Annotated in this window: 7 protein-coding genes; 2 read left to right on the forward strand and 5 right to left on the reverse strand. The window is 68.1% G+C overall.

Going from position 1 to position 16,247, the window contains the following annotated elements; all coding sequences use genetic code 11:
- Positions 1-21 precede the first annotated feature (21 nt).
- Genes D5041_RS00600 through puuE form a run of 3 tightly spaced genes read right to left on the reverse strand, consistent with a single transcriptional unit; the run spans position 22 to position 3,982 of the window.
- Positions 22-1,284 carry a M20 family metallopeptidase gene (locus D5041_RS00600; RefSeq protein ID WP_265283592.1) on the reverse strand — a complete coding sequence of 421 codons (1,263 nt, stop codon included), beginning with the start codon at positions 1,282-1,284 and terminating at the stop codon, positions 22-24.
- Positions 1,281-3,020, reverse strand: coding sequence for a hydantoinase/carbamoylase family amidase (locus D5041_RS00605; RefSeq protein WP_265283593.1), 1,740 nt, complete (start codon positions 3,018-3,020; stop codon positions 1,281-1,283). Before D5041_RS00605 ends, D5041_RS00600 begins: the two co-directional genes overlap by 4 nt.
- Positions 3,017-3,982, reverse strand: a complete 966-nt coding sequence (puuE, locus tag D5041_RS00610; RefSeq protein WP_010105583.1) for an allantoinase PuuE — start codon at positions 3,980-3,982, stop codon at positions 3,017-3,019. The genes D5041_RS00605 and puuE overlap by 4 nt, the downstream gene beginning before the upstream one ends.
- Positions 3,983-4,104: 122 nt before the next feature.
- Between puuE and D5041_RS00615 the strand changes: the two genes are divergently transcribed.
- Positions 4,105-5,457, forward strand: coding sequence for a glycerate kinase type-2 family protein (locus D5041_RS00615; protein WP_265283594.1), 1,353 nt, complete (start codon positions 4,105-4,107; stop codon positions 5,455-5,457).
- A 51-nt stretch (positions 5,458-5,508) separates the two neighbouring features.
- On the opposite strand, the gene D5041_RS00620 is transcribed toward D5041_RS00615, so the two are convergent.
- Together D5041_RS00620 and D5041_RS00625 are read right to left on the reverse strand one after the other, a co-directional pair.
- Positions 5,509-6,339 (reverse strand): DUF2145 domain-containing protein, encoded by an 831-nt coding sequence (locus D5041_RS00620; protein WP_265284358.1) that lies wholly within the window; start codon positions 6,337-6,339, stop codon positions 5,509-5,511.
- 26 nt (positions 6,340-6,365) lie between these two features.
- Positions 6,366-6,815 (reverse strand): hypothetical protein, encoded by a 450-nt coding sequence (locus D5041_RS00625; RefSeq protein WP_407702242.1) that lies wholly within the window; start codon positions 6,813-6,815, stop codon positions 6,366-6,368.
- A gap of 662 nt (positions 6,816-7,477) precedes the next feature.
- On the opposite strand from D5041_RS00625, the gene D5041_RS00630 reads away from it, so the two are divergent.
- Positions 7,478-16,159, forward strand: coding sequence for a SwmB domain-containing protein (locus D5041_RS00630; RefSeq protein WP_265283596.1), 8,682 nt, complete (start codon positions 7,478-7,480; stop codon positions 16,157-16,159).
- The last annotated feature ends 88 nt before the right edge of the window (positions 16,160-16,247 follow it).

Here is a 16,247-nt window from a genome sequence, read left to right on the forward strand (position 1 = left end):
GCCCCGGGCCGGGGCAGGCCCTCATCCCGCGAGCAATTCGTGCAGCGTGCGCGCGATGACCTTGGTCGCGCGCCGCAGGTCTTCCAGTTGCAGGCGTTCGTCGGCGCGCTTGGCGTGCGATTCGAGCACGCTGCGCGGACCCGCGCCGTAGATCACCGCGGGAATTCCACGCTGCGCGTACAGGCGCGCGTCGGTGTACAGCGGCGTTCCCACGGCGGGAACGGGCTCGCCGAGCACCGCCTGCGCATGCCGCTGGATGGCGTCCACCAACGGCTGGCTGGCCGCGAGCGGCGTCATGGCGCGGGCCAGCAGCAGGCGCTCGACGTCCACCGTGATGCCCGCGTACCCGCTGGCGGCCTGCGCGATCACGCGGCGAATCGTGGCCTCCACTTCCTGCGCATCCTCCTCGGGGACCATGCGGCGGTCGAGCTTGAACACGACCTTGCCGGGAACGACGTTGGTATTCGTTCCGCCTTCGATGCGGCCCACGTTCAGATACGGGTGCCCGATTCCCGCGACGCGCGAGCGGATCTGCCGGTAGCCCTGGTTTTGCGCGTACAGCGCGCCGAGGATATGCACCGCGCCCTGCAACGCGTCCACGCCCGTATGCGGCACGGCGGCGTGCGCCATCTGGCCGTGCACGGTGACCTGCAGTTGCAGGCAGCCGTTGTGCGCGCTCACGACCGCGTAGGAGAAGCCGGCGGCAATCACGAGGTCGGGCCGGGTCAGGCCGTTTTCGAGCAACCAGCCCGGGCCGAGTTCGCCGCCGAACTCCTCGTCGTAGGTGAAGTGCAGTTCCACCGCGCCCTGCGTGGGCCGGGCCACGGCCTCGAGCGCGCGCACGGCAAAGGTATAGCTCGCAAAGTCGCTCTTGCTCACAGCCGTGGCGCGGCCGTACATCGCGCCGTCGTGCAGTTCGGCGCCGTAGGGGTCGTGCGTCCAGCCCTCGCCGGGGGGCACCACGTCGCCGTGCGCGTTCAGGGCGATGGTCCGGCCCGCGCCGGGCGCGCCATAGCGGCGGCGCACGATGAGGTTGGTGATCGACTCCAGCCCATGGGCGCGCACGTCGGCTGCGGGAACGGCGTGCTTTTCGGCCGCGTAGCCAAAGTCCGCGAGCAACTCGGCCGTGCGTTCCGCGTGCGGCGCGTTGTTCCCCGGGGGGGTGTCAGTGGGAACGCGCACCAGGGCTTGCAGAAAGCGCACCTGGGCGTCGAAATGCTGGTCGATCCACGCGTCGAGCGCGCCGTGCACGGCGCCGTGCGCGGCGCTGTACCCAACGCTCATGGCTGCGCCTCCCCGGCCAACTGCTGCAGCAGCCCGGCGAAGGCGTCCACGGCCAGCTGAATGTCGTTGTTCGTGGTGGACTCGAGCGGGTTGTGGCTGATTCCCGCGTTCTGGCCACGCACGAAGAGCATCGCCTGGGGCAGGATCGCGTGCAGCTTCATGGCGTCGTGGCCTGCGCCGCTGGGCAGGCGCAGCACGGGCAGGCCGAGCGCTTCCACGGCGCGTTCCCAGTGGCGCTGCCACGCGGGCGCGCTGGGGGCGGCGGCAGCGCGCAGCGCTTCGTCCAGCGTGTAGCGCAGGCCGCGGCGCGCGGCGATCCGGCCAAGCTGCGCGCGCACGTCCTGCACCAGCGCGTCGCGCTGCGCGTCGCTGGGGCCGCGCAGATCCAGGCTGAACCGGCAGCGCCCCGGAACCACGTTGATCGATCCGCCGGGCACGTCGAGCAGGCCGATGGTGCCCACCGAGCCCTCGTCCTGCGCGGCGCGCTGCTCGATGTACAGCGCCAGTTCCGCCACGCCCGCGGCGGCGTCGCGGCGCCGGCCCATGGGGGTGGTTCCGGCGTGGCTGGCCATGCCGATCATCTCGCCGATGAAGCGCACGCAGCCATTGATGGAGCTGACCACGCCCAGGGGCAGGTCGAGCTCGTTGAGCACCGGGCCCTGCTCGATGTGCACCTCGACGAAACCCAGGTAGCGCTGCGGGTCGCGCCGCAGCGCGGCGATTGCTTCAACGCACAGGCCCGCGTGCTGCATGGCGCTGCGCATGCTGATTCCTTCGGCGTCCCTCTGGTCGAGCCACGCGGGGTCGAAGTCCCCGGTGAGCGCGCCCGATCCCAGAAAGCTCGCCGGGTAGCGCTGGCCTTCCTCTTCCGCGAACGCGACCACCTCGATGCCCAGCGGCAGGCGCCGACCCGCGCGCTGCAGCTCGCGCACGCAGGCCATGGGAACGAAGATCCCCAGGCGGCCGTCGTACCGGCCGCCGTTGCGCACGGTGTCGTAGTGCGAGCCGGTCAGCAGGTAGCGCGCGCCGTCGGCTGCCGGGTGGTAGCGGCCCACCACGTTGCCCACGGCGTCGGTCGCGACCTCGTCGAAGCCGCAGTCGCGCATCCAGTCGCCGATGCGCCGGGCGCAGGCGCGGTGCGCGTCGGTCAGGTAGGTGACGGTGAGCTGGCCCTGTTGCGCAAAGCCCGGGTCGGAATACTCGGCCAGCTTCTCATGCCAGTCCCAGAGGTCGTTGCCCAGCGTCGGTTCGGCGCCGAACCGGTCGTTCAGGCGCAGCTCGGCGATGCGGTGGAGATTGCGCAGCGCCTCGGCCCGCTCGAAATCGGCGTGGTTTTCCAGACGCCGCTCCAGGGTGTCGATGATTTCCTGCTGCGTCAGCCCCGTTCCGCGCGGGCCGCGCACGGCCAGGACGAACGGGAAGCCAAAGCGCTCTTCGTAGGCCGTGTCCAGCCGCGCGATGCGCGCGCTCTCGTCCGGCGTGGGGCTGCGCTGCGCCAGGGCCTGGTCCATGCGCCATGGATTCGCGCGGATCAGCGCCAGCTGCGCGTCGGCACCGGCGCCGCGCACCGCCTGCACGAGCGCATGCCGCAGCTGCGCGAGCGAGCGCAAGGGGCGCAGGGCCAGCGCCCGCTCGGCGACCCAGGGCGCGTGCGCGTACAGGCCGTCGAGCAGGCGCAGGGCGTCGGCGGCGCTGGCGCCGTTGAGTCTCTCCAGGGTCGGGGGGGTCGGGGTCATGGCGGGTCGGCTTTCTGTGCGGGGCAGGGATGCGCCTGTCTCCAGTGGCGCGCGATGTCGATGCGGCGGCAGACCCAGACCTGCGAATGCCGCTGAATATGGTCCAGAAAGCGCTGCAGCGCCGCGATGCGCCCGGGGCGTCCGAGCAGGCGGCAGTGCATGCCGACGCTCATCATCTTCGGCGCGTCGGCGCCCGCCGGGTCGCCTTCGGCGTACAGGGCGTCGAAGCTGTCCTTCATGTACTGAAAGAACGGGTCGGCGTGCGCATAGCCCTGCGGCAACGCGAAGCGCATATCGTTGCAGTCCAGCGTGTAGGGCACGACGAGCTGCGGCACCACGCTGGCGTCGCTGCGCCGCACCAGCATCCACAGGGGCAGGTCGTCGCCGTAGTAATCGCTGTCGTACTCGAAGCCGCCAAAGTCGGCCACCAGGCGGCGGGTGTTCGGGCTGTCGCGGCCGGTGTACCAGCCCAGCGCGCGGGTGCCGGTCAGGCGCTCCATGATGGCCATGGCCTGCGCCATGTGCGCGCGCTCGACGTCTTCCGGAACATGCTGGTAGGCAATCCACTTCAGGCCATGGCAGGCGATCTCGTGGCCCAGTTCCACGAAGGCCCGGGTCAGCTCGGGGTGGCGCTGCAGGGCGCTCGCCACGCCGAACACCGTGAGCGGCAGCGCGCGCGCTTCGAACTCGCGCAGGATGCGCCACACCCCCGCGCGCGCGCCGTATTCGTAAATGCCCTCCATGCTCATGTGCCGCGCGGGGTAGCTCGCGGGGCTGAACATCTCGGAGAGGAACTGCTCGGAACCGGCGTCGCCATGGAGCACGGCGTTCTCTCCGCCTTCCTCGTAGTTCAGCACGAACTGCACGGCGATGCGCGCGCCGCCCGGCCATTGCGCGTGCGGCGGATGCCTGCCATAGCCGGTCAGATCGCGGGGGTAGGCTTGGGTGCTGTCGTAGATCATGGGGTGCCGCGCGCTCGCGGGCAGAGGGCGCAATGGCGGCATGATACGGGGGACGCTTGCACGGCCCGCCCACGCCCCGAGCGCCGGCCGCCAGCGCAGGGGCCTGCTGCACAATGCGCGCCATGCACACGCCCCCCTCCACCCCGGCCGCAGCGCCGGCCTGCATTCCGGACTTCCGCTCCCGGCCACGCGACTTCCTGCGCGCCCTGTTTGACGCCGCCGTGCGCAGCGCGCAGCCCCTGGAAGGCATGCGCGCCTGGCTTCCGGCGCCGCCCAAGGGGCGTACCCTCGTGCTCGGGGCGGGCAAGGCGGGCGGCGCCATGGCGCAGGCGCTGGAGGCGCTGTGGCCCGGCGACGCGCCCCTGTCCGGCCTGGTGCTCACGCGCTACGGGCACATCCCCCCGCGGCCCGCCGGCCTGGCGCAGCGCATCGAGGTCGTCGAGGCCGCGCACCCCGTTCCCGACGCCGCGGGACTGGCTGCGGCGCAGCGCATCCTGGCGCTGACCCGGGGGCTGAGCGCGGACGATCTGGTGCTGTGCCTGATTTCGGGCGGCGGCTCGGCGCTGCTCACCCTGCCCTGCGACGGGCTGACGCTGCACGACAAGCAGCGCATCAACCGCGCCCTGCTCGACAGCGGCGCGCAGATCAGCGAGATGAACTGCGTGCGCAAGCACCTCTCGCGCATCAAGGGCGGGCGGCTGGCGCTCGCCTGCGCGCCCGCGCGCGTGCTGACGCTGGCCATCAGCGACGTTCCGGGGGACGACCCGGGCGTCATCGCCAGCGGCCCCACGGTGCCCGACGCCAGCCACTGCGCGCACGCGCTGGCGATCCTCGCGCGCTACGGCATCGACGTTCCCGCCGCCGCCAGGGCGGCCCTGGAAGCGGGCACACTGGAGACCCCGAAACCCGGCGACGCGCGCTTTGCGGGCCACTGCCTGCAACTCATCGCCACACCCTGGCAGGCGCTGGAAGCCGCCGCCGCCACGGCGCGCGCCGCGGGGCTGGCCGTGCACGTGCTGTCGGACGAGATCGAGGGCGAGGCCTGCGAAGTCGGCCGGGTGCACGCGGCGCTCGCGCGCTCGGTCGCGCGGCGCGGCCAGCCGTTTGCCGCGCCCTGCGTGATCCTGTCGGGTGGAGAGACCACCGTCACGGTGCGTGCGCGCGCGCCCGGCCTGCCGCGCGGACGCGGCGGCAGGGCCGGCGAGTTCTGCCTGGGACTCGCGCAGGCGCTGCAGGGCGCGCCCGCCGTGTGGGCGCTGGCGGCGGACACCGACGGAATCGACGGCAGCCAGGACAACGCCGGAGCCCTTGTCTGCCCCGACACGCTGGCGCGCGCGCGCAGCGCGGGGCTGCACATCGACGCGCATCTGGCGGGCAACGACTCCTGGGGCTTCTTCGCGCAACTCGACGACCTGCTGGTCACCGGCCCCACGCACACCAATGTGAACGACTTTCGGGCGCTGCTGATCGTGTAGCACCCGCTCCGCCTGCGCGGTTGCTGGCGCCGCGATGAACATGCCAAGCGCTCAATCCTCCAACGCCAGCCCCACCGGCTGCGCCGCCAGCTGCGCGCGCTGCAGCCAATCCAGCACCGAATCCACCGTGACCGTCTCGATGCGGTCGGAGAACCGCTTCTCCCCCGGGTGGTCGTCGAACGCGATGTTCGCCGAGCCGAGGCGCCCGCCCAGGCGCGTGAGCGCGCCGATCTTGAGCACGCTGGGCGCGTAGCCTTTGAGCTGCAACCAAGCCTGCGCCTGCGCGCGCGTGTGCACCGCGGCGGGGTCCATCGCCATGGCCAGCGTCTCCAGCGCCCACTGGTTGGACTGCTGGTACTTGGCCCCCCACACGTAGCTGACCGTGCTGTAGGGCAGGTGCTGCAGCGCCCGGATGCGCTCGTCGTGCAGCAGCACGGACAGCAGGCGCTGCTGCACCTCGGCCGTGGGAACGGCGTACACGGCCACGTAGCGCCACAGGTCGTCCAGAAAAAACTCGCCCAGCCCCTGGCGGTACAGATGGCCCTCGGCCGTGCCGCATTCGTTGAGCTTGTGCGCCACGCGCCAGCTGCCCTCGGGCGTCCTGTAGGCCCAGCCAAAGTGCGAGTAGCGCAAACCGTATTTGCCCAGATCCTGCCCCGCACGGCCAAGCAGCACGAGCTGCGCGCCGGACCGGGTGTTCTCGGCGTCCAGCGCGGCGGCGGTCTGCTGGGCCAGCTTCATGCCGCGCTCAATGACCTGCAGCGTGGGCTTGCGCGCCTCGCAGGAACGGCCCGCATGCGCCTGGGTGGCCAGCGCGGCGGCCAAGAGAAGGGCCATGCCCCAACTGCGCAGTGCGCCGGACCGGGCGCACGCGCGAATCATCTGCACTGCCAGCATGGCTCCGCTCCTCACAGGCGTTCGTTGTACAACAGCGCACGGGCGATGGCGTCGGGCACGAAGGCAATGGCCTCCCCCGCCGCCGACAGCACCACGCCCGTGGCGATCACGCTGCACTGGAGCACCGTGCCCACGGCATGGGCCGACGCGCCTACCCCCCGGCCCACGACCTGCACGCTGACCTGGGCCGCATCGGACACGCGCTCGAGCAAATACACCGTGCCGGTCGCCGAGGCCTGCACCGCCTTGACCGTGAGCTGCGCACCGTTCACCGACAGGGCCACCGGCAAGGCCCCCACCGCACCCGCCGCGCTGGACGCCATCTCGGCCGTACCAACGACCGAGGCCAGGGGCAGCATGGACAGCGCGGCAGACACCTCGCTCTGCGCCCGCGCGGGCAGGGTCGCCACGGCGCACAGCAGGCAGGCTGCGAGCGCATGGCGGGTGAGTGTGCTGAGCAGGGTTCGGGCTCTTCGTCGTCTCGTGTGGAACACGGCAGGCCCATGGGACAACGGACGCGAAGGGGCTGGCAGGCAGATGCCGGAGCGTTGGGACAGGGACATACGCAGGCAGACGATAGTGATGAAGCGGTACGACCAGCGGCCATTGTGCACGTTGATTTGCCACACGATGCAACGCACGGCCGCGGGTTGCCGGTAGCGCGCGTTCCCGGCGCGAAGCCGCCATGCCACCGGACTCCCCCGGCAAGCGCCCGATGGCCAGCACCGACCGCACGGTCTGGACGGCCACGGCCAACGAGCGCCTCGGGCAACGCCAATCGCTCCGCGCCCCCCGCGCACGGTCACGCTCAATTTCCCGCAAAAAGGGCCGCGGGCGCCGGGTCTCCTGCACCGTATCGGGGGAGCTGATTCCCGAGCGCGCAGGGCACGGCAATTGGCCGCGCCAAAGGGAGGGTGGGGCAGGACCACCGTCTGCGCCATGTTCTGCATGGGAATCGAACGGCAGCACGCCGGGGCAACAAAAAATTGCCCAATAAAGCACCAAACCTGTGTTTAAATCCGAGTCACTTTGTTACGTGCTCGTTTCCATTGAAACCTGTCACAAACAATGGCCACACCGAGTCCGCAACCGCACATCAACCACTTGATCAAAAGGAAACACCATGGCTACTTCCGCTGTCACCACCGTCAGAATTTGGGCCGTGGCATACCACAGACCCTGGGGCCTTCCCTTGGGCTTTCCCGGGGGCACTCCCGGGGCCCTTCCCAGCGGCTTTCCATACAAGCTGCTCGCCGATTCCTCATCGTCCACGGTGTATTTCGAGTTCAACGAAGCGCCGCTGGCGTCGAGTTTCAGCCTCTCCGACTGCACGACCCCGGCCGGTACCTACTGGGCCGACGATTCATTGACCAGGGACCCCCACAATGCCAAGCGCTACTGGGCCAAGCTGACGGCGCACGGGGACGCGGAGAGCGAGAGGGGTCGCGTCGGCCTGAACCTTGCCAACATCACGGATCAGAACGGCAATGCGGGCTCAGGGACCTACTACTCCCCTGAGTTCACGGTCGACACCAAAAGACCCCAGGACGTGCGCATCACGATCGACGACACCGACATCCTGTCCGGCGAAACCGCCACCGTCACCTTTGTTTTCAACACGAAAGTTACTTCCTACTTCCAGAGAAGCCTCGACCTCTCCAAGGCCCGAGGCGAGCTGACGGATTTCGTCACCGCCGACGGCGGTCTCACCTGGACCGCCAAACTCACACCCGCCCTTGCCAACACAAACGCCTCCGATTGCGCGATCTCCCTCAAGCTGAGCCAAGTGTTCGACGTGGGCAGCAACAGGGGATTGAACGCGACCCCTGTCAGCAGCAATGTCTACACCGTCCACGCGCACACCACCGTCAGAATTTGGGCCGTGGCAGACGGCTTTCCCCCGGACCTTCCCGGGGGCTTTCCATACGACCTGCGCGCGTACTCCCCATCGTCCAAGGTGTATTTCGAGTTCAACGAAACGCCGCTGGAGTCGAGTTTCAGCCTCTCCGACTGCACGATCCCGGCCGGTACCTCCTGGGTCAACGGTTCATTGACCAGGGACCCCGACAATGCCAAGCGCTACTGGGCCACGCTGACGGCGCACGAGAACGTGGAAACCGAGAGGGATCGCGTCGGCCTGAACCTTGCCAACATCACATATGAGAACGGCAACGCGGGCTCGGGGACCTGCTATTCCGGTTATTTCACGGTCGACACCAAAATACCCAAGGATGTGCGCATCACGCTCGACGACACCGAGCTCCTGGCCGGCGAAATCACCACCGTGACCTTTGTTTTCGACACGAAAGTTTCTTCCTACTTCCATGACAAGGTCGACCTCTCCAAGGCCGGAGGCAATCTGACGAATTTCGTCACCGCCGACGGCGGTCTCACCTGGACCGCCAAGTTCACAGCCGTCCTTTCCGGCACGAACTCCTCCCATTGCGCGATCTCCCTCACTCTGGACCAAGTGTTCGACATGGGCGGCAACACGGGATTGAACCCGGTCCCTTTCAAAAGCAGTGCCTACTCCGTCCACACCCTGCCCCCCACGCAGCCCGCGGTCACCTCCGTCAGAATTTGGGCCGAGGCATACCGCAGCCCCGGGGGCGCTCCATACGATCTGCGCGCGGATTCCCCATCGTCCAAGGTGTATTTCGAGTTCAACGAAGAGCCGCTGGCGTCGAGTTTCAGCCTCTCCGACTGCACGCCCCCGGCCGGTACCTCCTGGGCCGACGGTTCATTGACCAGGGACCTCGACAATGCCAAGCGCTACTGGGCCACGCTGACGGCGCACGGGGACGTGGAGATCGGGAGGAGTCATCCCGGCTTCGGCCTGAACCTTGCCCGCATCACGGATCGGGTCAGCCTGAACCTTGCCAACATCACGGATCGGAACGGCAATGCGGGCTCGGGGACCTACTATTCCCCTGGTTTCACGATCGACACCAAAAGACCCCAGGACGTGCGCATCACGATCGACGACACCCGCCTCCTGGCCGGCGAAATCGCCACCGTCACCTTTGTTTTCAACACGAAAGTTGCTTCCTTCCATGACAAGGTCGACCTCTCCCATGCCGGAGGCTTGCTGACGAATTTCGTCACCGCCGACGACGGCCTCACCTGGACCGCCAAGTTCACAGCCGACCTTTCCAGCACGAACACCTCCGATTGCGCGATCTCCCTCAATCTGAGCCAAGTGCTCGACAAGGGCGGCAACTGGGGATCGAACGCGACCCCTTTCAGCAGCAATGTCTACTCCGTCCAAACCCTGACCCCCACGCTGCCCGCGAGTGGAATCACGTTCAGCGACAGCGCATTGACGCTGGACCAGAGGACGATGACCGTCACCTTCACCTTCTCGGAACCGGTCAAGGGTTTCAGAAGCACGAACCTGCAGTTGTCCCCGGGAAAAGGCACGCTGTCCCCTCCGGTCGCCCAAAGCCCCGACGCCAGCGGCCATAGCGCCGTCTGGACTGCCACATTGACGGCCCCGACGGGGGATGACGTCCCGGCCACGAGGAACAACAAAATCACCGTGAACTTCACCGGCATGAGCGATAGCGATGGCAACCCGGTCACGGGCCCTCTGGAATCGAGCAGCACCTACGCCATCGACTTCCAACGGCCGACCGTGGAGATCACGATGGTCAAAACGACGCTGGGAATCGGCGACGTCGGCACCCTCATCCTGCGCTTCTCCGAAAAAGTCATTGGCCTCAGCCTGGACGACCTCCGGGTACACGAAGACTCACCGGTCCGCGGCACTCTGAGCAACTTGATCGACCACGATGGCGGTCATACCTGGCTCGTCACAGTGACCCCGCAGGGCTACACCGAGAACGACGGACGCAAACTGAGCGGCAACTTCGTCGTTTTGCGCCGGAACAGCGTGACGGACGAGGCGGGTAACCAGGGTCCGGACCAGGGAGACGCATACAGCCCCCATTACTCCGTTGACCACCAGGGGCCCCATCTGAGGAGTGGGCTCCCGCATGAGGGTGGCGCCCACATCACCTTCAGGCCGGGAGAGCCGGACACCATCCTCGATGCCGGCGAAACGGCCACCATCTCCTTTTCCTTCAACGAGCCAGTGACGACGCTCGACGCCAGTTGCATATCCTTCTACACCATTACAGAGACCAGGACGTCCACCGACATCGTGGACGGTGCCGGTGGCACCGCGACGTCCACCACTGAGAAGGACATCGTGGACGGCTCCGGTGGCACGGTGTCGAACCTGATCTCCACCGACGGCGGCACCAGTTGGACCGCCACACTCACCGCCCCGACAAGCACCGTCGCGATCAGGGAAGTCAACCTGGGCGTGTATTTGAACCGAGTGACCGACCTCTCGGGCAACAAGGGCATATTGCCGCCATCGATGAGCGCCGTCACCGGCATCAAATACGGCATCAACACCAACATCACCACCGGCACGCGCCCCAGCGCCACCATCGCGCTGGCCGACAGCTCGCTCACCGTGGGCGAGAGCACCCTCGTCACCATCACCTTCAACGTGCGCGTCAACGGCCTGGACGCCACCGACGTGGACCTCACGGATGCCAGCGGCACGCTCGGCACGCTCGGCACCGCAGACAACGGCCTCACCTGGACCGCCCGCTTCACGCCCTGGGCCATCTCCCAGGACCCGACCAACACCATCCGCCTGAACTTGGCCGGCGTGACCAATGACAACGGCCGCACGGGCCAAGGCACCGCCGTCAGTTCCAACTACCGCGTCGATACCCTCCCGCCCACCGTGACCATCTGGCTGGACGACACCCGCCTGACCGCTGGCGAGAGCACCACCGTCACCTTCAGCTTCCACGAGCCCGTCACCGGCTTCACGAGCGACGACATCGTTCTTGCCGAAGCCAACGGCACGCTGGGCCCCCTCACGGCGCATGCAGACGGCAGAACCTGGACCGCCACGTTCACGCCAACGGCCAACGTCGAAGACAGCAGCAACACCATCCGCGTCAACCTCACGGGCGTGACCGACGCTGCAGGCAACGCCGCCACCGGCAGCCTCGGCAGCGACAACTACACCGTGGACACCCGGCCAGACACCACGGCCCCGCAGCTGATCGGCACCGGTGACCATCGTCCCAATGTCACTGGCAACCAATTGGTTCTCCGCTTCAGCGACACGGGCGACCTGGACGCGAACCCGACCCGCAAGCCGGCGGGCGGGGCCTTTGCGGTGCTCGTGGATGGCGCCCTGAATGCCGTCACCCACGTCGCCGTCGATGGCCAGAACAGAACCGTCACGCTCACGCTGAGCACGGCGGTCATCCACGGCCAGTCGGTCACCGTCGCCTACACCGACCCCACGACCGACGACGACACCAACGCCATACAGGACACCATCGGCAACGACGCGGCCAGCTTTGCGGCCACCGCGGTGACCACCATCACACCAGACACCGCCCCCCCGCAGCTGATCATCACCGGCGACCATCGCCCCAAGGTCACCGGCAACCAATTGGTGCTTGGCTTTGACGACACGGGCAACCTGGACGCGGACCTGGCCCATAAACCGGCCAACAGGGCCTTTACGGTGCTCGTGGAGGGCGTCGCGAATGCCGTCACCCACGTCGCCGTCGAGCCCCAAGCCAAAACCGTCACGCTCACGCTGAGCACGGCGGTCATCCACGGCCAATCGGTCACCGTCGCCTACGCCGACCCCACGACCGGCAACGACACCAACGCCATACAGGACGCCGCAGGCAACGACGCAACCAGCTTTGCCACCACCGAGGTGACCAACACCACGCCAGCAGACACCACGCCCCCGCAGCTGATCACCACCGACGACCATGGCCCCAAGGTCACTGGCAACCAACTGGTGCTTCGCTTTGGCGACACGGGCAACCTGAACGCGGATCCGACCCGCAAGCCGGCCAACAGGGCCTTTACGGTGCTCGTGGATGGCGTCGCGAATGCCGTCACCAACGTCACCATTGCGCCCCAAGCCAAAACCGTCACGCTCACGCTGAGCACGGCGCTCACCCACGGCCAGTCGGTCACCGTCGCCTACGCCGACCCCACGGCCGGCAACGACGCCAACGCCATACAGGACGCCGCCGGCAACGACGCGGCCAGCTTTGCTGCCACCGCGGTGGTCAACAACACGCCAGACACCACGCCCCCGCAGCTGCTCACCTCCGGCGACCATCGCCCCAGGGTCACTGGCAACCAACTGGTGCTTCGCTTTGGCGACACGGGCAACCTGGACGCGGACCTGGCCCACACACCGCCCCCCGGGGCCTTTACGGTGCTCGTGGAGGGCGTCGCGAATGCCGTCACCAACGTCACCGTCGAGCCCCAAGCCAAAACCGTCACGCTCACGCTGAGCACGGCGCTCACCCACGGCCAGTCGGTCACCGTCGCCTACACCGACCCCACAACCGGGAACGACGCCAACGCCATACAGGACGCCACCGGCAACGACGCGACCAGCTTTGCTGCTACCGAGGTGACCAACACCACGCCAGCGCCAGCAGACACCACGCCCCCACAGCCGATCACCTCCGGCGACCATCGCCCCAAGGTCACTGGCAACCAGCTGGTGCTTGGCTTTAGCGACACGGGCAGCCTGGACGCAAACCTGGACCACAAGCCGGCGGGCGGAGCCTTTACGGTGCTTGTCAATGGCGTCGCGAATGCCGTCACCAACGTCACCGTCGAGCCCCAAGCCAAGACCGTCACGCTCACGCTGACCACGGCGGTCACCCGTGGCCAGTCGGTCACCGTCGCCTACGCCGACCCCACGACCGACGACGACACCAACGCCATACAGGACGCTACCGGCAACGACGCGGCCAGCTTTGCTGCCACCGCGGTGACCAACACCACGCCAGCAGACACCACGCCCCCGGAGCTGATCACCGCCGACGACCATCGCCCCCATGTCACCGGCAACCAATTGGTGCTCCGCTTTAGCGACACGGGCAACCTGGACGCGGACCCGACCCGCAAGCCGACCAACGAGGCCTTTGCGGTGCTCGTGGAGGGCGTCGCGAACGCCGTCACCCACGTCGCCGTCGAGCCCCAAGACAAAACCGTCACGCTCACGCTGAGCACGGCGGTCAGCCACGGCCAGTCGGTCACCATCGCCTACGCCGACCCCACGACCGACGACGACGCCAACGCCATACAGGACGCCGCCGGCAACGACGCGGCCAGCTTTGCGGCCACCACGGTGACCAACACCACGCCAGCGCCCGCAGACACCACGCCCCCGGAGCTGATCACCACCGACGACCATCGCCCCCATGTCACCGGCAACCAACTGGTGCTCCGCTTTAGCGACACGGGCAACCTGGACGCGGACCCGACCCGCAAGCCGACCAACGAGGCCTTTGCGGTGCTCGTGGATGGCGTCGCGAACGCCGTCACCCACGTCGCCGTCGAGCCCCAAGACAAAACCGTCACGCTCACGCTGAGCACGGCGGTCAGCCACGGCCAGTCGGTCACCATCGCCTACGCCGACCCCACGACCGACGACGACGCCAACGCCATACAGGACGCCGCCGGCAACGACGCGGCCAGCTTTGCGGCCACCACGGTGACCAACACCACGCCAGCGCCAGCAGACACCACGCCCCCGGAGCTGATCACCACCGACGACCATCGCCCCCATGTCACTGGCAACCAATTGGTGCTCCGCTTTAGCGACACGGGCAACCTGGACGCGGACCCGACCCGCAAGCCGGCGAGCGAAGCCTTTACGGTGCTTGTCGATGGCGCCCTGAACGCCGTCACCCACGTCACCGTCGAGCCCCAAGACAAAACCGTCACGCTCACGCTGACCACGGAGGCCACCCACGGCCAGTCAGTCACCGTCGCCTACACCGACCCCACGACCGACAACGACACCAACGCCATACAGGACGCCGCCGGCAACGACGCGGCCAGCTTTGCGGCCACCACGGTGACCAACACCACGCCAGCGCCAGCAGACACCACGCCCCCGGAGCTGATCACCACCGACGACCATCGCCCCCATGTCACTGGCAACCAATTGGTGCTCCGCTTTAGCGACACGGGCAACCTGGACGCAGACCCGACCCGCAAGCCGGCGAACGAGGCCTTTGCGGTGCTCGTGGAGGGCGTCGCGAACGCCGTCACCCACGTCGCCGTCGAGCCCCAAGACAAAACCATCACGCTCACGCTGAGCACGGCGGTCGCCCACGGCCAGTCGGTCACCGTCGCCTACGCCGACCCCACGACCGACGACGACGCCAACGCCATACAGGACGCCGCCGGCAACGACGCGGTCAGCTTTGCGGCCACCGTGGTGGTCAACAACACGCCAGCGCCAGCAGACACCACGGCCCCGCAGCTGATCACCAGCGGCACCGCAGGCCCCAGGGTCCTTGACAGTGACTTGGTGCTCGAATTCAGCGACGCGAGCAACTTGGACACCACCGAGGCCCACAAGCCGCTCAGCGGGGACTTCACGGTGCTTGTGGACGGGGCAGCCAATGCCGTCACCTCGATCATCGTGGGTGCAAACAGCAAGCTCGTCTACCTGACGCTGAGTACCCCCGTGCGACATGCTCAGAGCGTGAGCATCGCCTACAACGACAGCACGCCCGACGACACCAGCGCCATACGGGACACTGCCGGCAACCGCCTGACCAGCTTCCCGTCCACGGCAGTGGACAACCGCGTGCCGGACCGCGAGGGCCCGCAGCTGATCACCACCGGCGACACGACGCGCCCCAGGGTCAACGGCGACCAACTGGTACTCAGCTTTGGCAACACGGACAACCTGGACGCGGACCCGATCTACCAGCCGGAGAGCGAAGCCTTTGCGGTGCTCGTCGATGGCGCCGAGAACGCCGTCACCAACGTCACCGTCGATGCCCGCGCAAAAACCGTCACGCTCACACTGACCACGGCAGTCACCCACGGCCAGACGGTCACCGTCGCCTACGCCGACCCCACGACCGACGACGACGCCAACGCCATACAGGACGCTGCCGGCAACGACGCGGTCAGCTTTGCGGCCACCGAGGTGCTCAACAACACACCCGCGCCACAGGGTCAAACTCCGTCGACCTCGTCAGCCCCATCGACCCTCTCGACCCCCTCGACCCTCTCAACCCTCTCGGCCCCGGCAGGCCCGACGGACAAGAGCACCCAGGACACGAACAGCAACGGCATTCCCGGCAGCGCCAAGAACCAGCCCCCCGGCACCTCCAGCCCCGCTGGCGCAGCCCCCGTGGCCGACGACGGCAACGGAGACGGCATCCCGGACAGCACGCAGGCAGCAGTGCATTCGACCCGCCTTGTGCTCAGCAGCCCCACCGGAGCAAACCAGCCCGCAGACACGGCCAGCACCCCCGTGACCCTGGTAGCCGGCAGCCAGGACGGCCAACTGGACCCGGACAGCAGCGGCGCACGCATCACCCGCCTGGAGCAAGAGGACGCACCCGCCGAGTTGCCCCAGGGGATGGAGACACCCCTCGGACTCCTCCGCTTCGAGGCGACACTGGCCACGGGCCGCAGCAGCCAGACGTTCAGCCTGTATCTGGACCCGGCGCTGGGCGTGGGCGGCTACTGGGCCAGGGACAGCGCGGGCAACTGGGTCAATCTGAGCAGCGCACCTTACGGCGGCAAGGTGGCGAGCGAAGGCGGGCGGTTGCGGCTGGACTTCGAGATCGCCGATGGCGGGCCGTTCGACGCCGACGGCCAGGCCAACGGCGTCATCACCGCCCCGGGAGTCGCAGCGCGCATGCCCTTGTCCCTCGTGGGGCAGGCGCCGGACGCGGTGGCTGGCCTCTGGTTCTGACGAGGCAGCGCAGGGCTTGGGCAGCGGCTTGCCGTGCCCAACCGCCTATCCACCCCCGCGGGCGGCTTGCACCCTGAAGTGCACGCAT

The sequence above is a fragment of the Verminephrobacter aporrectodeae subsp. tuberculatae genome, from assembly GCF_026127385.1.
GTDB classification, from domain to species: Bacteria; Pseudomonadota; Gammaproteobacteria; order Burkholderiales; family Burkholderiaceae_C; genus Acidovorax; species Acidovorax aporrectodeae.

Coding starts and splice junctions, on each gene's coding strand:
- D5041_RS00600 (WP_265283592.1), bottom strand. CDS start 1,284: ATGAGCGTTGGGTACAGCGCCGCGCACGGCGCCGTGCACGGCGCGCTC.
- D5041_RS00605 (WP_265283593.1), bottom strand. CDS start 3,020: ATGACCCCGACCCCCCCGACCCTGGAGAGACTCAACGGCGCCAGCGCC.
- puuE (WP_010105583.1), bottom strand. CDS start 3,982: ATGATCTACGACAGCACCCAAGCCTACCCCCGCGATCTGACCGGCTAT.
- D5041_RS00615 (WP_265283594.1), top strand. CDS start 4,105: ATGCACACGCCCCCCTCCACCCCGGCCGCAGCGCCGGCCTGCATTCCG.
- D5041_RS00620 (WP_265284358.1), bottom strand. CDS start 6,339: ATGATTCGCGCGTGCGCCCGGTCCGGCGCACTGCGCAGTTGGGGCATG.
- D5041_RS00630 (WP_265283596.1), top strand. CDS start 7,478: ATGGCTACTTCCGCTGTCACCACCGTCAGAATTTGGGCCGTGGCATAC.